The organism is Nonomuraea rhizosphaerae, assembly GCF_019396405.1.
GTDB lineage: Bacteria > Actinomycetota > Actinomycetes > Streptosporangiales > Streptosporangiaceae > Nonomuraea > Nonomuraea rhizosphaerae.
Window position 1 is genome coordinate 1 of sequence record NZ_JAHKRL010000384.1, and the last position, 17,796, is coordinate 17,796.

General features: G+C 70.2%; 17 protein-coding genes and 1 pseudogene. 7 read left to right on the top strand and 11 right to left on the bottom strand.

Annotated elements, in window-relative coordinates; all coding sequences use genetic code 11:
- Nucleotides 1–387 (top strand): annotated as a pseudogene (locus KME77_RS19695) (tetratricopeptide repeat protein); the annotation flags it as partial.
- A gap of 190 nt (nt 388–577) precedes the next feature.
- Here KME77_RS19695 and KME77_RS19700 read toward each other — a convergent pair.
- A complete protein-coding gene (locus tag KME77_RS19700; RefSeq protein ID WP_219469829.1) occupies nt 578–949 on the bottom strand; it encodes a VOC family protein in 372 nt (123 codons plus the stop codon).
- A gap of 56 nt (nt 950–1,005) precedes the next feature.
- Between KME77_RS19700 and KME77_RS19705 the strand changes: the two genes are divergently transcribed.
- On the top strand, nt 1,006–1,323 hold the full coding sequence (locus KME77_RS19705) for a PadR family transcriptional regulator (protein ID WP_219469833.1): 318 nt from the start codon (nt 1,006–1,008) through the stop codon (nt 1,321–1,323).
- Nucleotides 1,320–1,772 carry a VOC family protein gene (locus KME77_RS19710; RefSeq protein WP_219469836.1) on the top strand — a complete coding sequence of 151 codons (453 nt, stop codon included), beginning with the start codon at nt 1,320–1,322 and terminating at the stop codon, nt 1,770–1,772. Before KME77_RS19705 ends, KME77_RS19710 begins: the two co-directional genes overlap by 4 nt.
- Before the next feature lie 40 nt (nt 1,773–1,812).
- Here KME77_RS19710 and ald read toward each other — a convergent pair whose 3' ends face one another.
- Nucleotides 1,813–2,928: an alanine dehydrogenase gene (gene ald, locus KME77_RS19715; RefSeq protein ID WP_219469839.1), complete on the bottom strand. Its 1,116-nt coding sequence runs from the start codon at nt 2,926–2,928 to the stop codon at nt 1,813–1,815.
- Between the two features lie 22 nt (nt 2,929–2,950).
- Nucleotides 2,951–4,333: an aspartate aminotransferase family protein gene (locus KME77_RS19720; protein WP_219469841.1), complete on the bottom strand. Its 1,383-nt coding sequence runs from the start codon at nt 4,331–4,333 to the stop codon at nt 2,951–2,953.
- 232 nt (nt 4,334–4,565) lie between these two features.
- On the opposite strand from KME77_RS19720, the gene KME77_RS19725 reads away from it, so the two are divergent.
- Entirely contained in the window at nt 4,566–5,912 is a 1,347-nt protein-coding gene (locus KME77_RS19725; protein ID WP_219469844.1) for a dipeptidase, read from the top strand.
- Nucleotides 5,913–6,008: 96 nt separating this feature from the next.
- Here KME77_RS19725 and KME77_RS19730 read toward each other — a convergent pair whose 3' ends face one another.
- On the bottom strand, nt 6,009–6,434 hold the full coding sequence (locus tag KME77_RS19730; RefSeq protein ID WP_219469846.1) for a nuclear transport factor 2 family protein: 426 nt from the start codon (nt 6,432–6,434) through the stop codon (nt 6,009–6,011).
- A 94-nt stretch (nt 6,435–6,528) separates the two neighbouring features.
- Here KME77_RS19730 and KME77_RS19735 point away from each other — a divergent pair, with 94 nt between their 5' ends.
- Nucleotides 6,529–7,770 (top strand): low temperature requirement protein A, encoded by a 1,242-nt coding sequence (locus KME77_RS19735; protein ID WP_219469848.1) that lies wholly within the window; start codon nt 6,529–6,531, stop codon nt 7,768–7,770.
- Between the two features lie 8 nt (nt 7,771–7,778).
- Here the strand turns inward: KME77_RS19735 and KME77_RS19740 are convergent, their stop codons facing one another.
- The 5 genes from KME77_RS19740 to KME77_RS19760 form a co-directional block, all read right to left on the bottom strand.
- The gene (locus KME77_RS19740; protein WP_219469850.1) at nt 7,779–9,746 is read right to left on the bottom strand and encodes an ATP-binding protein; all 1,968 of its coding nucleotides are present in this window, start codon (nt 9,744–9,746) and stop codon (nt 7,779–7,781) included.
- A 226-nt stretch (nt 9,747–9,972) separates the two neighbouring features.
- Nucleotides 9,973–11,157, bottom strand: a complete 1,185-nt coding sequence (locus tag KME77_RS19745) for an epoxide hydrolase family protein (protein WP_219469854.1) — start codon at nt 11,155–11,157, stop codon at nt 9,973–9,975.
- A 73-nt stretch (nt 11,158–11,230) separates the two neighbouring features.
- Nucleotides 11,231–11,947, bottom strand: coding sequence for a TetR/AcrR family transcriptional regulator (locus KME77_RS30365; protein WP_219469857.1), 717 nt, complete (start codon nt 11,945–11,947; stop codon nt 11,231–11,233).
- 63 nt (nt 11,948–12,010) lie between these two features.
- The gene (locus tag KME77_RS19755; protein ID WP_308250785.1) at nt 12,011–12,730 is read right to left on the bottom strand and encodes a sulfotransferase family protein; all 720 of its coding nucleotides are present in this window, start codon (nt 12,728–12,730) and stop codon (nt 12,011–12,013) included.
- A gap of 84 nt (nt 12,731–12,814) precedes the next feature.
- A complete protein-coding gene (locus KME77_RS19760; RefSeq protein WP_219469860.1) occupies nt 12,815–15,151 on the bottom strand; it encodes a beta-galactosidase in 2,337 nt (778 codons plus the stop codon).
- Nucleotides 15,152–15,241: 90 nt separating this feature from the next.
- On the opposite strand from KME77_RS19760, the gene KME77_RS19765 reads away from it, so the two are divergent.
- Nucleotides 15,242–16,237, top strand: coding sequence for a LacI family DNA-binding transcriptional regulator (locus KME77_RS19765; RefSeq protein ID WP_219469863.1), 996 nt, complete (start codon nt 15,242–15,244; stop codon nt 16,235–16,237).
- Here KME77_RS19765 and KME77_RS19770 read toward each other — a convergent pair.
- Together KME77_RS19770 and KME77_RS19775 are read right to left on the bottom strand one after the other, a co-directional pair.
- Nucleotides 16,234–16,818: a TetR/AcrR family transcriptional regulator gene (locus KME77_RS19770; RefSeq protein WP_219469867.1), complete on the bottom strand. Its 585-nt coding sequence runs from the start codon at nt 16,816–16,818 to the stop codon at nt 16,234–16,236. The two genes, KME77_RS19765 and KME77_RS19770, sit on opposite strands and share 4 nt — an antisense overlap.
- A 75-nt stretch (nt 16,819–16,893) precedes the next feature.
- Nucleotides 16,894–17,406 (bottom strand): pyridoxamine 5'-phosphate oxidase family protein, encoded by a 513-nt coding sequence (locus tag KME77_RS19775; protein WP_219469871.1) that lies wholly within the window; start codon nt 17,404–17,406, stop codon nt 16,894–16,896.
- Nucleotides 17,407–17,547: 141 nt separating this feature from the next.
- On the opposite strand from KME77_RS19775, the gene KME77_RS19780 reads away from it, so the two are divergent.
- On the top strand, nt 17,548–17,796 hold a 249-nt coding region (locus tag KME77_RS19780), incomplete at its 3' end, for an alpha/beta fold hydrolase (RefSeq protein ID WP_219469874.1).

Here is a 17,796-nt window from a genome sequence, read left to right on the forward strand (position 1 = left end):
GCGGCCGGGGAGACGGACGAGGCCGCGATGTGGCTGGCCGACGCGCCGCCTCCGGCCTGGGACCGGCTGGCCGAGCCCGAGCTGGCCGCCCGGGCCGAGCTGGCCGCCGCCGCCACCGGCCGCAGGGGCGGCGTGCCCCTGTCGGTCACAGGACTGGCCGAGATTCTCGGCACCTGGGACCTGGTGACCAGGCCGCTGCACGACCACGCGGACGTGATGGGCTGGCTGGTGCGGCGCAGCGGGCTGCACGAGAGCGCGGTGGAGCACCTGGCGTCGGTGCGCGGCACGCTGCTGCGGCCGGGGAGCGCGCCGTGGCCCAGCCCTGGAGAGATCGACCACGTCCTGGCCACGGCCCGCGACCTGCGCCAACGACTCGGCGTCCCCTAACCACGCGCCCCACCCGAAAGCCGCGCCTTCCGCAGCGAGCCACCTCCCCCCGGGGGCCGTACCTTCCGCAGCGAGCTGCCTACCCTCGGAGCCGCGCCTTTCCGTTCCATCTCCCCCAGAGCCCCCGCCGAAGTACGGCGGGGGACGGAGGTGCGGCGGGTCAGGGGGCAGTGGACCTCCCGAGACGCGCTCAGCGCTGGCTCAGGTGGAACAAGTGCCCGTAGTCATCCCTGAACACAGCCGACCACCCCCAGTGCTCCTGCTTGGGCGCCATCGTGAACTCCACCCCCCGCCCACTCAGCTCCTCATACGTCTTGACGATGTCGTCGTCATGGAAGAGCACGTAACTGGGCGGCCCGTCCGTGGCCAGCTCCGGCGACCCTGGCCCGGCCTTGGCCAGGACGATGCGCGATCCCCCGCCCGGCGGCTCCACCTCGATCCACCGGTCCTCGCCGTACGGCATGTCCCTGGTGACCGCGAAGCCCATCTTCTGCGTCCAGAAGTCGACCGCCCGCTGCTGGTCGGCGACGTAGATCGAGACCTGGCTGATGCTGAGTGCCATGGGCACCTCCTTATATCCGAAGTGGATATAACCATCGTGGTGCTATGGTGTCAATCATGCTCACGGCCGCAGGGTTCCACGTACTGCTGGCCCTGGCCGGAGGGCATGGGCACGGCTACGCGATCATGCGGTTCGTCGACGAGATCAGCGATGGGGCGGTCCGGCTGGGGCCCGGCACGCTCTACCGCACGATCAGCAGGCTCGTCGCCGACGGGCTGGTCGAGGAGATCGAGGGTGAGGATCCGGCGGCGCCGCACGACGCCAGGCGCCGCTACTACCGGCTGACGCCACAGGGCGTCGACGCCGCGCGCGCCGAATCCGCGCTGATGGCCCGCATGGTGGAGGCGGCCAGAGAGGCAGGGCTGATCACGTGACATCGCTGCGACCGCAGGGGCTGAGCCCCCACCTGTTCGTCCGCGACGCGGAGGCGGCGATCGCCTTCTACCGCGACGGCCTCGGCGCGGTGGAGGTGTTCCGCAACACGCTGCCCGACGGGGTGATCCTCTTCGTCGAGCTGCAGCTCGGAGCCGGGCGGCTGCTGGTCAGCGAGGAGACGCCGTCGCTGGGCGCGCTGGCGCCGCCCACGCTGGGCGGCAGTCCCGTGCTGATCCTGCTGGAGGTGGACGACCCCGACGGCGTCGCCGAGCGGGCGATCGCGGCCGGGGCCGAGGTGGAGATGCCGGTGGCGGAGATGTTCTGGGGCGAGCGCTACGGGGTGCTGCGCGACCCGCACGGGCACCGCTGGGCGGTGACGACCGCGCGGGAGCAGCTGACCCCTGACGAGATCGCCCTCAGGCGGCAGGTGCCTCCACTACCGGAGTGAGCCTCAAGTGGTAAAGACCTTCGCCACCAAAGGTGAGCTTTCAGGCGGCGAGGACCTCCGCCACGGGGGTGAACGGCAGCTCCAGCGCCTGTGCCACCGGCGCGTTGGTGAGCAGGCCGCCGTGCGTGTTGAGGCCGCCGGCCAGCCCGGCGTCCGCCTTGAGCGCCTCCTTCCAGCCCAGGTCGGCCAGCTTGACCGCGTACGGGAGGGTCGCGTTCGTCAGCGCGTACGTGGAGGTGTTGGCCACCGAGCCCGGCATGTTGGCCACGCAGTAGAACACCGACCCGTGCACCGTGTACGTCGGCTCGGCGTGCGTGGTCGGGTGCGAGTCCTCGAAGCAGCCGCCCTGGTCGATGGCGATGTCGACGAGCACCGAGCCCGGCTTCATCCGCGAGACGAGGTCGTTCGAGACCAGCGTCGGGGCCTTCGCGCCGGGGATGAGGACCGCGCCGATGACGAGGTCGGCGTTCAGGACCTCGTGCTCGATCGCGTACGAGGTGGAGACCAGCGTCTTGAGCCGCCCCTGGTAGATGGCGTCGATGAAGCGCAGGCGGTCGACGTTGGTGTCGAGGACGGTGACGTCGGCGCCCATGCCGACGGCGATCTGCGCCGCGTTCAGCCCGGACACGCCGCCGCCGATCACCACGACCTTCGCCGGGGCCACGCCGGGCACGCCGCCCGGCAGCACGCCGCGGCCGCCGTTGAAGCGCATCAGGTTGTACGCGCCGACCTGCGGGGCCAGGCGGCCGGCGACCTCCGACATGGGGGCCAGCAGCGGCAGCGTGTTGCCCACCTGCACGGTCTCGTACGCGATGCCGGTCGTCCTGCCGCCGAGCAGCGCGTCCGTGCACGGCCGGGAGGCGGCCAGGTGCAGGTACGTGAACAGCACCAGCCCCTCGCGCAGCCGGTGGTACTCCTCGGCGATCGGCTCCTTGACCTTGAGCACCATCTCCGACTCGCCCCACACGGCGTCGGCACTGTCGATGATCTTCGCGCCCGCCGCGAGGTACTCCTCGTCGGTGATGTGCGAGCCCAGGCCCGCGCCGCGCTGGACGGTGACGTCATGGCCGTGGCGAACCAGCTCGTGGACGCCCGCCGGCGTCGCGGCGACGCGATATTCGTGGTTCTTGACCTCGGCAGGCACGCCGATCTTCATCGTTCGGTGTCCTTTCCTGTAGTTAGATCTTGGCCGATGCTTCGGTGAGCACATTGCGGAGGATCGACCCGATCTCGTCGAACTCCTTCGGGCCCGCGATCAGCGGGGGCGCGAGCTGGATGACCGGGTCACCGCGGTCGTCGGCGCGGCAGTAGAGCCCCGCGTCGAACAGCGCCTTCGACAGGAAGCCGCGCAGCAGCCGCTCCGACTCCTCGGCGTCGAACGTCTCCTTCGTCGCCTTGTCCTTGACCAGCTCGATGCCCCAGAAGTAGCCGGAGCCGCGCACGTCGCCGACGATCGGCAGGTCCCTGAGCCCGTCCAGGGTGGCCTGGAAGAGCGGCTCGTTCTTGGTGACGTGGCCGAGCAGATCCTCGCGCTCGAAGATGTCGAGGTTGGCCAGCGCCACGGCCGCGGAGACGGGGTGGCCGCCGAAGGTGTAGCCGTGGGCGAACATCTCCTCGCCCCCCTTGAACGGCTCGAACAGCCGCTCGTGCGCGATCATCGCGCCGATGGGCGAGTAGCCGCTGGTCATGCCCTTGGCGCAGGTGATGATGTCGGGCTCGTAGTCGAACTTCTGGCCGCCGAACATCGTCCCCAGCCGCCCGAAGGCGCAGATGACCTCGTCGGAGACGAGCAGCACGTCGTACTCGTCGCAGATCTCGCGCAGCCGCTGCCAGTAGCCGGGCGGCGGCGGGAAGCAGCCGCCGGCGTTCTGCACGGGCTCGGCGAAGACGGCGGCCACCGTGTCGGGGCCCTCCATCTCGATCGCGCGGGCGACGCGGTCGGCGGCCCAGATGCCGTACTCCTCGGGCGTCATGCCCTTGACGCCGGTGATCTCGTCGGCGCGGTAGTGGTTGGTGTTGGGGACGCGGACGGAGCCGGGCACGAGCGGCTCGAACATCTGCTTGAACGCCGGGATGCCGGTGATCGACAGCGCGCCCTGCGGGGTGCCGTGGTAGGCGATCTGACGGCTGATGACCTTGTGCTTGAGCGGCTTGCCGACCAGCTTGTAGTACTGCTTGGCCAGCTTCCAGGCGGACTCGACCGCCTCGCCGCCGCCGGTGGTGAAGAAGACCCTGTTCAGGTCGCCGGGGGTCAGGCTCGCCAGCCGCTGCGCCAGCTCGGCCGCCTTCGGGTGCGCGTAGGACCACAGCGGGAAGAAAGCCAGCTCCTGCGCCTGCTTGGCGGCGGCCTCGGCCAGCTCGCTACGGCCGTGACCGGCCTGGACCACGAACAGCCCCGCCAGGCCGTCCAGGTAGCGCTTGCCGTGGATGTCGTAGATGTAGGAGCCCTCGCCGCGGACGATGGTCGGGATCTCTGACTGCTGGTAGGCGCTGTGCCTGGTGAAGTGCAACCACAGGTGGTCCTGAGCGGCCTTGAGGACCTCGGATTCCGGCTGCGTCATGGTTATCTTCCCTCGTGTCTGATCTCTCCACAGTCTGCCTGTTAGCTCCAGGATTGCCAAGCGAAAACGTCGCGACACTATGCAAGAAAACCGAGATCCGCAGAAGCGCTTTGTAACAGCTACGAAATCCGCAGGTAGATTAGCTCGCGGGTCATGTCTGTTTCACGCGCGGAAGCGCCTTCTGTGATCCAATGAGCTGTTAACAATCGAGAGCGACCCGGGGGATCGTCCCGTGACTCCTGACCAGATCGAGAGCGCCGTCGCGGCGGCGATGCCGCAGGCCGTCGAGGACCTCAAGCGGCTGTCCGCGCTCCCCTCCGTGGCCTTTCCCGGCCACCCCGAGGAGCCCGTGATGGCCGCCGCCGCCCTGACCGAGGAACTGCTGCGCAGCACGGGGTTGTCGCGCGTCCAGCAGATCCCGGTCGACGGCAGCTTCCCGGCCGTGTACGGCGAGGCGCCCGCCCCTCCCGGCGCGCCCACGGTCCTGCTGTACGCGCACTACGACGTGCAGCCCGCCGGCGACCTCAACTCCTGGCGCACCCCGCCGTTCGAGCCGACCCTGATCAACGGGCAGCTGTACGGCCGGGGCACCGCGGACGACAAGTCGGGCATCGTCTCGCACGTCGCCGCGCTCCGCGCCTTCCAGGGCCGCTTCCCGGTCGGCATCAAGGTCATCATCGAGGGCCAGGAGGAGTACGCCGGCGAGCGCCTGGAGGCCTTCGTCGAGCGCAACCCCGACCTGCTGCGCGCCGACGCCATCGTGGTCGCCGACACCGGCAACCCGCGCGTCGGCGACCCCTCCGTCACCACGTCCCTGCGCGGCATGGCCGCGTTCACCGTCGAGGTCCGCACCCTGCGCGGGCCGGTCCACAGCGGCCAGTTCGGCGGCGCGGCCCCCGACGCGCTCGCCGCCCTGATGCGGATGCTGACCGCGCTGCACGACGAGAACGGCGACATCCGCGTGCCCGGCCTGCCCCGGGGGGCCTTCCTCGGGCAGGGGCCGTCGGAGGAGGAGTTCCGCAAGACCGCCGGCGTCCTGGACGGGGTGTCGCTGGTCGGCTCCGGAACCGTGGCCGACCGCCTCTGGTCCTCCTACGCCATCACCGTCACCGGGATCGACGTGCCCTCGGTGTCCGGCGCCATCAACGCCGTGCAGCCCGGCGTCCGCGCCCGCGTGACGGTCCGCGTGCCGCCTTCCGGCGACCCCAAGACGACCGTCGACGCGGTGGTCGAGTTCCTGCGCCAGGTCACCCCCTGGGGTGCGCAGGTCGCCTTCGGCGACTTCACCGTGGGGTCCGGCTTCCAGGCCGACTCCGGCGGCCAGGCCCGCGCCGCCCTCAACCGCGCCATGGAACGAGCCTTCGGCCGACCGCCCCGCGACGTGGGAGCCGGCGGCTCGATCCCGCTGGTGAACACGCTGCTGCGGCAGTTCCCGGCGGCGGAGATCCTGCTGTTCGGTGCGGAGGACGAGGACGCCGCCACGCACGCGCCCAACGAGCGGGTGGACCTGGAGGAGTTGCGGCGGGTGGCCACCACGGAGGCGCTGTTCCTGCAGGAGCTCGGCGACGGTCCTCGCTGACGCTCGGGCGCCTTGCCCAGGTGAGGGGGCTGCCGCCCCCTCACACTCCCCGGCCCTCAGCCGTGGCTTCTCAGGCGCCGGAGTAAACAGGCTGCCTCACATGCCGCCGAACACCATGCGATGCCCGTTCGCGGTGTCCATGTACTCGCGTACCCGATGAATGAGCCCGTCCCGCAGCTCGAAGACAAAGCAGTAATCATTGCGGTACGCGTTGCCGTTGGCCAGCGTCGCCCGCATGGTCTCCTCCACCACGACCACGTCCCCGTCGGCGTAGAACCCGCGGAAGTTCAGCTCCACGTCCGCGGCGAACAGCCGCGGGAAGTCGACGGTGACGAGGTGGACGATGGCGTCCCTGCCCACCATGTGGTGGGTCCCGCCGAGGGCCGTGGCGGTCGCGTTGCCGGGTGGGGCCAGCCATTCCGCGTCCGGGGTGAAGAACGTCGCGATCAGGTCCTTGTCCCGTGTCGAGAATGAGCGCCATGCCCGCTTCACCAGCTCGCGGCTTTGCTCGGAGGAGGTCATGCGGGGCAGCCTAGATACTCACCCAGGCGGAAGGCCGGTCATATCCGGTCATGTTCACTTTCTTGCGGTCGGCGCTCGGTGGGAGGATCGCCGCATGGCTGAGGTTGACCGCGGCAGGGATCATCGGCACCGGCCGTTCTCGGGCCGGAACCCGCTGGAGGCGCATCGGAGCGCGACCCCGCTGGAGCTCCTGTACGACCTGACGTTCGTCGTCTCGTTCGGAATCGCGGGGAACGAACTGGCCCACTACCTGGCGGAGGGCCACCTCGGCACGGCGATCGGGGGCTTCTGCTTCGCCGTCTTCTCCGTGGCCTGGGCCTGGATGAACTACTCCTGGTTCGCCTCGGCGTACGACAACGACGACTGGGTGTTCCGGGTCGCCACGATGGTGCAGATGGTCGGCGTGATCGTGCTGGCGCTCGGCATCGAGGAGATGTTCGCCTCCATGGACCGCGGGGCAAGCCCGGACATCGGCGTCATGGTGACCGGGTACGTCGTGATGCGGGTGCCCATGGTGTTCCTGTGGGTGCTGGTCGCCCGGCACGACCCGGATCGCCGGCCGACGGCGCGCAGGTTCATCTGGACGATCAGCGTCGCGCAGGTGGGCTGGGTGGTCTTCACCCTGCTGGGGCTGCCGCTGTCGATATTCTTGCTGGTGAGCATCGTGCTGTTCGCCGTCGAGACGGCCGGCCCCGTACTGTCCCAGCGCCGTCAGCCCACCCCGTGGCACGCGCACCACATCGCCGAGCGGCACGGCCTGCTGATGCTGATCACGCTGGGCGAGGGGGTCTTCGGCACGGTCGCGGCCCTCAACGCGCTCGTGCACACCGAACACGGCTGGACCGTGGACGCCGTGCTGCTCGCCGTGGCCGGCGTCGGCCTCACGTTCGGCATCTGGTGGATGTACTTCGCCGTGCCCTGGGGCGAGGTGCTGGAACGGCACCGGGAGCGGGCGTACGTGTGGAGCGCCGGACACCTTTTCATGTTCGCCGCCGTCGCCGCCACGGGGGCGGGGCTGCATGTCGCGGCCTACTACCTCGAACGGGTCGCCGTCCTGGACAGCACCGCGACGGTGCTGACCGTCGTGGTGCCGATCTCGTGCGTCGTCCTTGTGCTGTACGTCCTGTACTCGATCTTCATGCGGCATCGTGACCCGTTCCACCTGCTGCTCGTGGCGGGAACCGCGGGGGTGCTCGTGCTCGCCGTGGTCTGCGCGGCTATGGGGGTGAGCATGGCGTGGTGCCTGGTGGTGCTGATGTTCGCGCCGGCGGTGACGGTGGTCGGCTACGAGACCATCGGCCACCGGCACCTCACCGAGGCGATGTCACGGGACTGACGGTGATGTCACACGACGGACGGTTCGGGGGCCGTTGACTCATCCGCCAGGATCGCGTCCGGTACGACTCCTCCATGCACTCGCCGCAGGTATTCGACGGCGTGTTCCGTCGCGGGATCGTGGTTCAGTCGCTCGCGGTAGAAATGGAGCCGATCCTCACAATCGTCGATGATCTCGCTCCAGGTGCGGGCCCAGATGCGGACCCCGCCCTCCCATTCGGCGATGCAGCCCGGTGGGCGGTTCGGCGCGTTGGCGTCGCGCTTGACGATGTCGGCCATCTCGGTGGAGACGACCCAGAAATTCCAGGAAACTCGGGCATCGGGAAACTGCGGGTCGCTGACGATCGCCTCCGCGTAGCTCTTGATCTGCGCGACTTCCGTCTGGCCGATCCGGACGCTGGGCGCCTTGAGCTCGACCACGAGATGCTCCCGACCATGACTGCCCCGGTGTGCGCGTCCGAGGAGCAGGTCGACGATGCCCACGCGGCCGTCCTCGCGACGCACCGGGTTCACCTTGCCGTTCTCCGGTTCGCGGCCCAATTGCTTGAGATGCCGGACGAGCACGGCGTCGAGACTCTGGTCGCTGATCATCAGCGCGTAGGCATCACCGAAGATCCACGTCTCACGCTCAAGGATCTTGTGCAGCTCACTGCGTTCTTTGACGATTCGGCTGATCTCCGGCTCGAAGACGAGCTTCTTCAGCGCGGCAAGAAAGTCGAGCCGGTCGCTGACCTGCCCTGTCGCCTTGATGACCTCGGACAGGCTCGTACGCTGCAGGATGCGTTTGAGCTCCTCCTGCTCGGACAGCGGCAGCCGGAACAGTTCGTCCAGCACCGGATAGAGTCCGCCCGGATCCCGGGCGATGATCTCCCGGAGCAGTCGCAGGGTGGTCTTCTTGCTCTGCGTCAGGCCTGGAAGACGCCGCGAAATCCTGGTGGCCACTTCGTCGAACATCTCGCGTTCGACCGCCTGCGCGGGCTCGGCCGGCTTTTCGGAATACGGGTAGACCCCCTCGTTCTTCCAGTCCTGAATGAGCCTGACCCGGCGCTCCTGATCGCGTTTCTTGAAATGCGTGCGCAATGCCTCACGTGCCAGGGCGAGGAGGGGGGCGATCTCGTCCATTTCCGCCAGCGGCAGATCGTCCCTGCGCTCCACGAAGCCGTCCCACAGCAGGTACGCCGTGAAGTGATAACCGGGCGCCTGGATTCCGGGGGACGGTTCGTCCAGGACGACACCGCTGGCGTCGCACAGGGCGAGCACCCGGCCGACGTCCTTCGGCCATTCGATGACCCGCAGGACAGGATCCGCGGTTATGTCGGCGTCGGGCCAGGACACCGGGTATTCCGCCATGTCGGTCCACACGGTGGAAGGGTCCAAGGCCATTCCCTGATAGGCGATCCGCACGTCCGGATTGGCCGCCAGGAAGGGCGCGAAGATCGAGGCCAGTTGCTGGGCGATGTCATCCTGGGTGAGACGGGTGACAAAATCCGCGGGGACCGACGCCTCGACCCGTGTCCCGCACGGTTCGTGCACGTGTTCGGGCTCGGAGATGTCGAAATCCGCGGGCCGATCGACCGCTCCACTGATGACCGTGCGTTCGGTCCGGCCGTCCGCCGCCTTCGCCACCGTGACCCAGCGCACCTGCTCACCCAGCGCGAACGCGCGAAGTCGCCCCTGACCGCTGCGTCCGTGCAGGCCTCGCTTCAACTCCGGGGAAACCTTGGCATGGGTCTTCCACGATCCGCCCAGGCCGCTGAAATAGCTTGTACAGGAGGCGTTCGGCATGCCGTGGCCGTCGTCCGTGATGCGGACGGACTCCACTCCGTCCAGCTCGTTGACCTCAAGGTCGACGTTGACGACGCAAGCTTCGGCGTCGAGGGCGTTCCAGATCATCTCCGCTACCGCCCCCACCGGATCCTTCTGCTTGGCCAGGCGCAGAAGATGGTCTGGTTTGGCCTCGATGTGAACGGTGCGCACCTCGCCACTATCCCAGATGACATGCGAAATCACCGGCAAGATCGCTGGAGCGAGGGGGCTGGAGCGCCGGGTTCAGGCGCGCGGAGTGGGGAGGGGTGCTGCGGACCCGGTCCACCGCGTCGCCGTCCCCCGAGCCAGGGCGAGGCGAAGCTCGCCACAGGCCTCCCGGCTCCCGGCTCTCGCGCGGACGAGAGCAGGGAGCCAGGAGCGGCGTGCCCGTCGGGTGTCAGCGCAGCGGCTGGAAGAACGTCCTGATGTCCTGGCTGAGCAGGTCGGGGACCTCCATGGCGGCGAAGTGGCCGCCGCGGTCGTACTCGGACCAGTGCTTGATGGCCCCGTACGGATCCATGAGGTGGCGGATCGTCGAGTCGGCGGCGAAGACGGCGACCCCGGTGGGCGGCCCTTGACTCTGCCAGTCCTGGTTGCCCTCCGACTGCTGGGACTGCTGCGCGACCATCGCCTTCCAGGCCTTCATGCCCTCATAGCTGGCGTGGGCGCTGGAGGCGCCTGAGCCGGTGAACCAGTAGATGCTGACGTTGGTGAGCAGTTGGTCGCGGTCGACGGCCTCCTCCGGCAGCGTGGCGGCGGGGTCGGTCCACTCGTGGAACTTCTCGGTGATCCAGGCGAGCTGCCCGACCGGCGAGTCGTTGAGCGAGTACGCCAGGGTCTGCGGGCGGGTCGACTGCAGCACCAGGTAGCCGACGCCCTCCTCGCGGAACGTGTTGAACTGCTCGGCCCGCGTCCGGTCGGCCGGCGACAGCCCGTCGAGCTCCAGCGGCGGGGCGAACGGCGGGGCGGCGGCGGTGCCGCTGAGGTGCACGCCGACCACCCGGCCCGGGGCGGCGTACGGCAGCATGCCCGCCACTCCCGACCCGACATCCGTGCCGTAGGCCGCGAACCGCTCGTAGCCGAGCCTGCTCATCAGCTCGGCCCAGTACTGGGCGACGCCGAACAGGCTGAAGCCCGCCTCGGCGATCGGGGTGGAGAAGCCGTAACCGGGCAGCGACGGCGCCACCACGTGGAAGGCGTCGGCGGGGTCGCCGCCGTGGGCGCGCGGGTCGGTCAGCGGGCCGATCACCTTGGCGAACTCGACCGGCGAGCTGGGCCAGCCGTGCGTCAGGACCAGCGGGAGGGCGTCCGGCTCGGGCGAGCGTACGTGGAGGAAGTGGATGCGCTGGCCGTTGATGTCGGTGGTGAACTGCGGGATCTCGTTCAGCGCCGCCTCCTGGGCCCGCCAGTCGAACCCGTCGGCCCAGTACTCGGCCAGCCCTTTGAGATAGTCGAGAGGAACACCGCGGCTCCAGTCACCGCCCTGGTACGAAGTGGGCCAGCGGGTGCCGGCCAGGCGTGACCGCAGGTCGTCGAGGTCGGCCTGCGGGATCTCGATGCGGAACGGGGTGATCTGAGTCATAAGAGCAGGTTAGGAGGTATTGCGGCAAGGTTCTTTCCGCGATCGAACGTCTTTCTTCCTGTCAGGCGTCGCCTCAGGCGCGGTCCGCGTCGCCGTCGAGGAGGGAGCGGACCAGGGGGGCGGCCAGGCGCAGCACGTCCTCCACGTCGGCCTCCGCCAGGTCGGGCATGCGCAGCAGGTTGCGGTGCACCGTGATGCCGAACATCACCGCGCCCGCCAGCGCCGCCCGCAGCCGCGCGTCGGGGCCTTCGACGCCGGCCGCGATCTGGTCGATCGCGTGCGCGGTGACGTGCTCGCGCATCATCCGCGCGGCGTCCTCGCTGGTCAGGCTGGTACGCAGGAGCACGATCATGGGGCTGTCGGGGATGGACCAGCGTTCGAGCATTGCGCGCAGGAAGTTCTCCGCCGTGCGGCTCACGTCGTCGGTGCGCAATGCGTCCATGTCGAAGCTGAAGTAGAGCGCCTCGCGGAAGAGCTGCTGCTTGGTCCCGAAGTACTGGATCACGGAGGACTTGTCCACACCCGCCTCGACGGCGATGGCGCGGATGGTGGCGCGCTCGAAGCCGAGCTCGGCGAAGGTGCGGCGGGCGGCGTCAAGGATACGGCGCCGCGTGCGCTGCCCCTTGCTCTCAGCGCCCGCGCCCTCAGCAGCCGCCCCCTCAGTGCCCGCACTTTCAGCGGCAGCGCTCTCGGCACCAGTGGGGTCCGCGTCCGGGCTGCCGAAGCCCGGCTCGCCCTCGGCCGTGCACTCGGTCGAGGTGCGAACCGGGGAGCGATCGGCGTGTGTCACCGTCGATCACCTCTTCCTGCTCGGTCTCCGATCGTAGTCGTACCGGCAGGAAGCGGTCATGGCTCAGTGCTTGGAGAACGGCGAGGCGATGGTTCCCTCCGTCACCAGCCCCTCAAGGGTGCGCTTCATCGACTCCGAGTCGTTGAGGTGCGGGAACGGCTCGCCGTCCGGCACCGGCACGCCGAGGAACCCGCACAGCGGCGCCCAGCCCTCGCGGACGTCGAACACGAGCAGCCGCTCGGCCGGCAGGCTCGCCTTGACCTCCGCCACATGCTGCTCGAACCGTTCGACGGCGCGGTCCTCGTCCAGCAGGCCGCCGTCGCCGAAGCGGTAGTTGTCGCCGAACGCGTCCCGGCCGAGCCGCTCCATGACCGGGCCCATCCTGCGCATCGAGGCGAAGACCTCGGCGGCCTTCGGCGGCAGGCTGCCGAGGTCGGGCAGGTTCCGGCCGGGGCCGTTGGCCATGAGGTTCTGCATGCTGACGTACCACTTGCGTGGGTCGCGGACGGTCAGGATGACCTTGGCGTCCGGGAACGCCTCCGCCTGCTCGCGCCAGAAGCCGCTGGCGGGCCAGTCCTGGGCCGAGCGGTAGCCGTCGAACACCTTCTCCCAGTCGACCGGCTCGCCGGTGGTCACCGGCAGCCACCGGTCGACGTGGTCGGGATTCGTGAGGACCTCGAACATGTGATAGCAGGGCCCGAAGCCGAGCCGTTCCAGCGCGGCTTTCATCGAGCTGGTCCCGGTACGCGGGTAGCCCGCGCCGATCACCTTCAGCATTTTCATGCCTTCCGTCGGTGGGCGTGCGGTGGGGTGTCCGCACGCCTCCCGCCGAGAGTATGAAAGCGATCAGCAAATCTCAACGATTGTCTACTTTTGAAGTACCCGGACCGTACGGCCGGCCGCGGCGGGGTCATCGGGCCAGGTGAGCAGCCATCGGCTGCCGTCACGGGTCACCGTGGCGCCCTCCGCGGACACCTCGCCGTCCGACTCCACCGCCGCCGCGTCGCCCCGCCCTCGCCTGCGCAGCGCGTACGTGCCGACCGGCTCACAGGTCGCCCACACGATGGCGCCCACCCCCTCCGGCAGCATCAGCCCGGAACGGGCGGGCAGGTCGATACGGCGGCCGTCGAACAGCGCGACCCCGTCCCTGCGCACGACGAGGGACTGCGGGAAGGGCGCGAGGTTCAGCAGGTGCAGCAGGCGCCGTCCGGAGGCGTCGGCCGTGGAGGTGACGACGATGCCGGGCTGCGGGGCGTCGTGCGTGTGCCTGGGCCGCACGCCGAGCCGGGCCAGCAGTCCGGTCCAGAACGGCAGGTGGCACGGGTAGTCGCAGGTCAGGACGATCGCCTGCCCGGCTCCGGCGCGCACTTCCACGCCGGCCGCCTCCCCGGTCGCCACATCCCGGACGATCACCTCACCGCCCGCGTGTGAACCGTCGCCGTGCGAGCCGCCGCCGTGTGACAGGTGCTGCATGACGCCCACCCGTACCTCCGGCTCCCCCTCGGCCCGTACTGACGGGAAGTGGTCCGGCGTGCCGTTCACCAGCGGACCCGCGGACAGCCCGAGCGCGTCGGCCAGGACCGTGCACCTGGTCCCGTCCACGTCCCGGTGCGGCAGCACCCCGGCCAGCAGCAGCCGCCCACCGCCCAGCACGAACGCCGCCACCCGCTCCTGGACCTCGGCCGCGAGCGTCGAGGCACTGGCCAGGACCAGGGCTCGCGCCGGGTCCAGCGTCCCCTCCTGCACGTCCACGGCCGGGAAGGAGAAGCCCGCCAGCAGCAGCGCCCGCGCCGGGACGTCCCGCGCCCCCATCCCCCGGAACCGCTCCAGGTCCGCCACCACCTCGGCGCGCTCACGGTCGCCCGGGTAGGCGTACTCGGTCAGGTAGTGGTCCGGGACGAAGGCCAGCGCGAGCCCGTCGTGCTCCTCGTCCATGTCCGCCAGCAGCGGCGCGACCCCTCGGGCGGCGGTGACGACCGCGCGCAGCGCCTCGTACGGCGGCCCGACCGCGCCCTCCGGCGAGACCGGCGCGGCGAACCCGTGGCGCTCCCCCGTGAACGCGATGCGCGAGTTCCCGTCGGCGACGGGCAGGTCGAGCGGCGGGTTGAAGCCGCCCGCGAACAGGTAGTAGTTGATCAGCCGGTTCCCCTGCGCCAGGCAGAGCCGCGTCTTCAGCTCGACGGCGGAGGGCGGCACCTGCCGTGACAGGTCCTCGCCGTAGTCGCCGCCGCCCGCCTCGAACTCCAGCGAGGTCAGCGGCTGGTCGGCGTCGTGCACGGCGGCCATGAACGCGTTGCCGACGTAGAGGTCGGCGACGTTGGTGACGGTCAGGTCGCCGAGGTAGTGGTCGGAGCCCGAGGTGAGCTGTGACTGGCCGCGAACGCCCTGGTAGAGCTGGCTGATGCCGATCGGGTACGTGCGTCCGCGCCCGTCGCTGGTGCCGTGCAGGTTGATGAGGAACGGCACGTCCCGCACCCCGTGCTTCTCCGCTTCTTCCCGGAGGAAGGCGATGTAGCGGGCGTATCTGGAGCGGTTGTGGCGCCCCAGGTCATGCTGGAACGCGAGCGAAGGATTGCGCACGTCCCGGGCGCTCCACCGGCCGCCGGACCACCGCTCCAGGTCGGCGAGCGTAACCTCGGTCAGGTCGGGGCTGTTGCTGATCCAGGAGAGCATGCCGATCTCGTTGTCGAGCTGCACGGCGGCCACCGGCCCTCCCCTGGTCACCAGCCGCTCGGCGAGCACCGGCATGATCGCGGCGTACCAGCGGGCCACCTCGCCGAGGAAGTCGGGTGCGAGGTAGTCGATGGTGCGGGTGGGCGCGGGCGCGCCGTCCCAGCTGGTCGGGTGCACGTGCGGGTGCTCGTCGTACACGCGGTACGGGATGCCCTCGTTCTTCAGCTCGGCCATGACGAACGGCCCCGGCCTGGCGATGACCAGCAGCCCGCGTTCGGCGGCCAGGTCCAGGAAGCCGGTCAGGTCACGCTGCTCGGAGGTCCGCCCGGTCAGGTCGGCGCGGCCGTCGGGCAGCTCGTGCACGAGCCACGGCATGTACGAGGAGACGGCGGTGCAGCCGGCCTCCATGAGACGGTCCAGCCGGTCGGGCCAGTCCTTCGCGGCCAGCCGGAAATAGTGGACCTCTCCTGACATGACCAGGGCGGGCTCACCGTCGACGAGGATCCTGCGGCTGCTGAGGCGGACGGTCATGGGAGCTCCTCCGGACCCTTGCCGCGGCGAGGATCCTCACCTAAGGTCGCTGTAACCGGTTACCGCAACACGTTACGGTCGGGGTGGCGGATGGGCAACAGACGCCTGACGGCGCGCGAGGTGGCCAAGCTCGCGGACGTCTCCGTCGCCACCGTCTCCCGTGTTTCCCGTGGCACGGGCCAGGTGAGCCCCGAGACGCGGGCCAGGGTCCTGCGGGTCATCGAGGAACACGGTTACCGTCCGAGCCAGATGGGCCGGGCGCTGGCCGAGCAGAGGCACGGCTCGGTGGCCATCGTGCTGCCGGGGCTGGCCGGGCCGTACTTCTCCGAGCTGATCCAGGGCTTCGAGTCCGAGGTCATGGACGCCGGCGCGTCCGTGCACATCTTCGGCACCCACCACCGGGCGGACGCCGACGAGCACGTGCTCGGCATCGCGGCCCGCGTGGACGCCGTCGCGGTGCACGGCGACACGATCGGCGCGGACACGCTGCGGGAGCTGGCCGCGCGGGCGCCGGTCGTGGTGCTGGCGGGCCGTCCCCTGGACGGCATCCCGGCCGTACGCGCGGACAACTCGCCCATCGGCGAGCTGACCAGGCATCTGCTGGTCGATCACGGGTACCGGCGGCTGACGTTCGTCGGTGATCCCGAGGGCTCGCCCGACGTGACCGACCGGTGGGAGGCGTTCCGGGACGCGCACCGAGACGCGCGGCTGGCCCCGCCACGCAACCCGTTCCGGATCGGGTTGCAGCAGTCCGACGGCGTGCTGGCCGCCGGCGAGCTGCTCGGCGCCAGGCGTCCGCCGCGCGCGATCGTGTGCGCGAACGACGAGACCGCGCTCGGCGTGCTGATCGGCGCGCTCGGCCGCGGCCTGTCGGTGCCCGGCGACCTGGCGATCACCGGTTTCGACGACGTGCCCATGTCGTCGCTGGTGCAGCCGCGGCTGACCACGGTCCGGCAGCCCGTGCGGGAGCTGGGCGCCACCACGGCCCGGCTGCTCATCTCGGGTCTGGGCGGGCCGGGGGCCGTCATGGACGCGGTGCTCGCCACCGAGACGGTGATGCGCGAGAGCTGCGGCTGCCCTCTTTAGAGCGGTTCGTGCCGTTCGCCGGTCGTGCCGTGCCGTTCGCCGGTCGTGCCGTGCCGGAGCAGGTCGAGCAGGCGTACGGACTGGGCGGCGCCGCCGGCGGCGAGCGCGACGGCGTTGGCGAGGGTGAGCAGGTCCCTGGCGGTCAGGTCCGACCGCACGTCACCGGCCTCCTGGGCGCGGGACAGCAGCGCGGCGGCGGTGGTCAGCATCGACTCGTGCCATTCGCCGAACAGCCCTTCGCGGCCCTCGCGCGGGATGGCGAGCGCGAGGTCGCGCTTGGTGGCCACGTGCTCCACGAAAGCCCTCAGCCACTCGTGCAGGGCGTCGCCGGGAGCGGCGGTCGCCCGCAGCGTCTCTCCCCTGTCGCACAGCTCCGTCACCTCGTCGGCGAAGACGGCGATGATCAGATCCTGACGGGTCGGGAAATGCCGGTACATGGTGGCGTTCCCCACCCCGGCGTGCCGCGCGACGTCGTCGAGCGGCACGTCCACGCCGCGCTCGGCGAACAGCCGCCCGGCCGCGGTCAGCAGCGCGTCACGGTTGCGGCGCGCGTCGGCCCTGCGCGGGCGATCTGCAGCCATGCGGCGAGCCTATCCGCCCCTGCCCGCGCTCATCCGCGCCACCAGGGCGCCGGGCTCACCTGCGCTCATCTGCGCTCATGAGCGCTTGAAGCGGTAGCGCGTCTGGCTGCTGTGGTCGCCCTTCCGGAACGCGAGCACCTTGACCGGCGCCACCCCGAACACCAGCGCCCGCAGTCCGCCCTGCTGGAGGAAGGAGTCCTCGCCGACGTCGAAGTGCCACTCGCTGCCGTACTTGGCCTCGTACGCGTCGGCGAGCCGCTTGAGCCGCTCCTGGTCGGTGACCTGCTCCGCCACCCCCTCCACGACCACGTCGAGCCCCTCGCTCAGGGAGCTGGCACCGGTGGTGAGCGCGCAACGGCGGTTGGTCTCCAGGTTCAGGGCCTTCTGCTCGCCCGGCCCCGTGCAGAAGTGCAGCACGTCGTCCTGCCAGACGGCCAGCAGGGTCGTGACGTGCGGGCTCCCGTCGGCGCGAACGGTCGAGAGCCAGAACGTCTGCGCGCCCTCCACCTGCTCGCGGGCCTCGGCCCAGGGGGTCGGGGTGGCGCCCTCGACGCTGTACCTGGCGTCCAGCTCGGTGATCGGTTCCATGCCGCTTCCTTTCCCAGCTCTCTGTCGCCTACGTACGCCTATGTCGCATACGTACGTCTCTGTCACCTACGTACGCAGGTCGCACGTAGGTAGACCACGGCCGGCGGAAAAATCGTCGGTGGCGGTGGCTACGTTGAGGGCATGGCGACGTTTGTCTTGATCCACGGTGGCGGAGGCTCGGCCTGGGACTGGCACCTGCTCGACCCGGAGCTGCGCGGCAGGGGGCACGATGTGGTGGCCGTCGACCTGCCCGTCGACGATTCCGAGGCGGGGCTGGGCGATCATGCCGCCGTCGTGACCGAGGCGATCGGCGACCGCTCCGACGTGGTGGTGGTGGCCCATTCGTGGGGCGGCTTCGTCGGCCCGCTCATCTGCGAGCGGGCCGGGGCC

Bases quoted from the DNA above. Each gene is read 5' to 3' on its own strand.
- KME77_RS19700 (WP_219469829.1), bottom strand. From the start codon at position 949: ATGGCACTCAGCATCAGCCAGGTCTCGATCTACGTCGCCGACCAGCAG.
- ald (WP_219469839.1), bottom strand. From the start codon at position 2,928: ATGAAGATCGGCGTGCCTGCCGAGGTCAAGAACCACGAATATCGCGTC.
- KME77_RS19770 (WP_219469867.1), bottom strand. From the start codon at position 16,818: ATGGCTGCAGATCGCCCGCGCAGGGCCGACGCGCGCCGCAACCGTGAC.
- KME77_RS19705 (WP_219469833.1), top strand. From the start codon at position 1,006: ATGCTCACGGCCGCAGGGTTCCACGTACTGCTGGCCCTGGCCGGAGGG.
- KME77_RS19735 (WP_219469848.1), top strand. From the start codon at position 6,529: ATGGCTGAGGTTGACCGCGGCAGGGATCATCGGCACCGGCCGTTCTCG.
- KME77_RS19745 (WP_219469854.1), bottom strand. From the start codon at position 11,157: ATGACTCAGATCACCCCGTTCCGCATCGAGATCCCGCAGGCCGACCTC.
- KME77_RS19755 (WP_308250785.1), bottom strand. From the start codon at position 12,730: ATGAAAATGCTGAAGGTGATCGGCGCGGGCTACCCGCGTACCGGGACC.
- KME77_RS19765 (WP_219469863.1), top strand. From the start codon at position 15,242: ATGGGCAACAGACGCCTGACGGCGCGCGAGGTGGCCAAGCTCGCGGAC.
- KME77_RS19775 (WP_219469871.1), bottom strand. From the start codon at position 17,406: ATGGAACCGATCACCGAGCTGGACGCCAGGTACAGCGTCGAGGGCGCC.
- KME77_RS19730 (WP_219469846.1), bottom strand. From the start codon at position 6,434: ATGACCTCCTCCGAGCAAAGCCGCGAGCTGGTGAAGCGGGCATGGCGC.
- KME77_RS19760 (WP_219469860.1), bottom strand. From the start codon at position 15,151: ATGACCGTCCGCCTCAGCAGCCGCAGGATCCTCGTCGACGGTGAGCCC.
- KME77_RS19720 (WP_219469841.1), bottom strand. From the start codon at position 4,333: ATGACGCAGCCGGAATCCGAGGTCCTCAAGGCCGCTCAGGACCACCTG.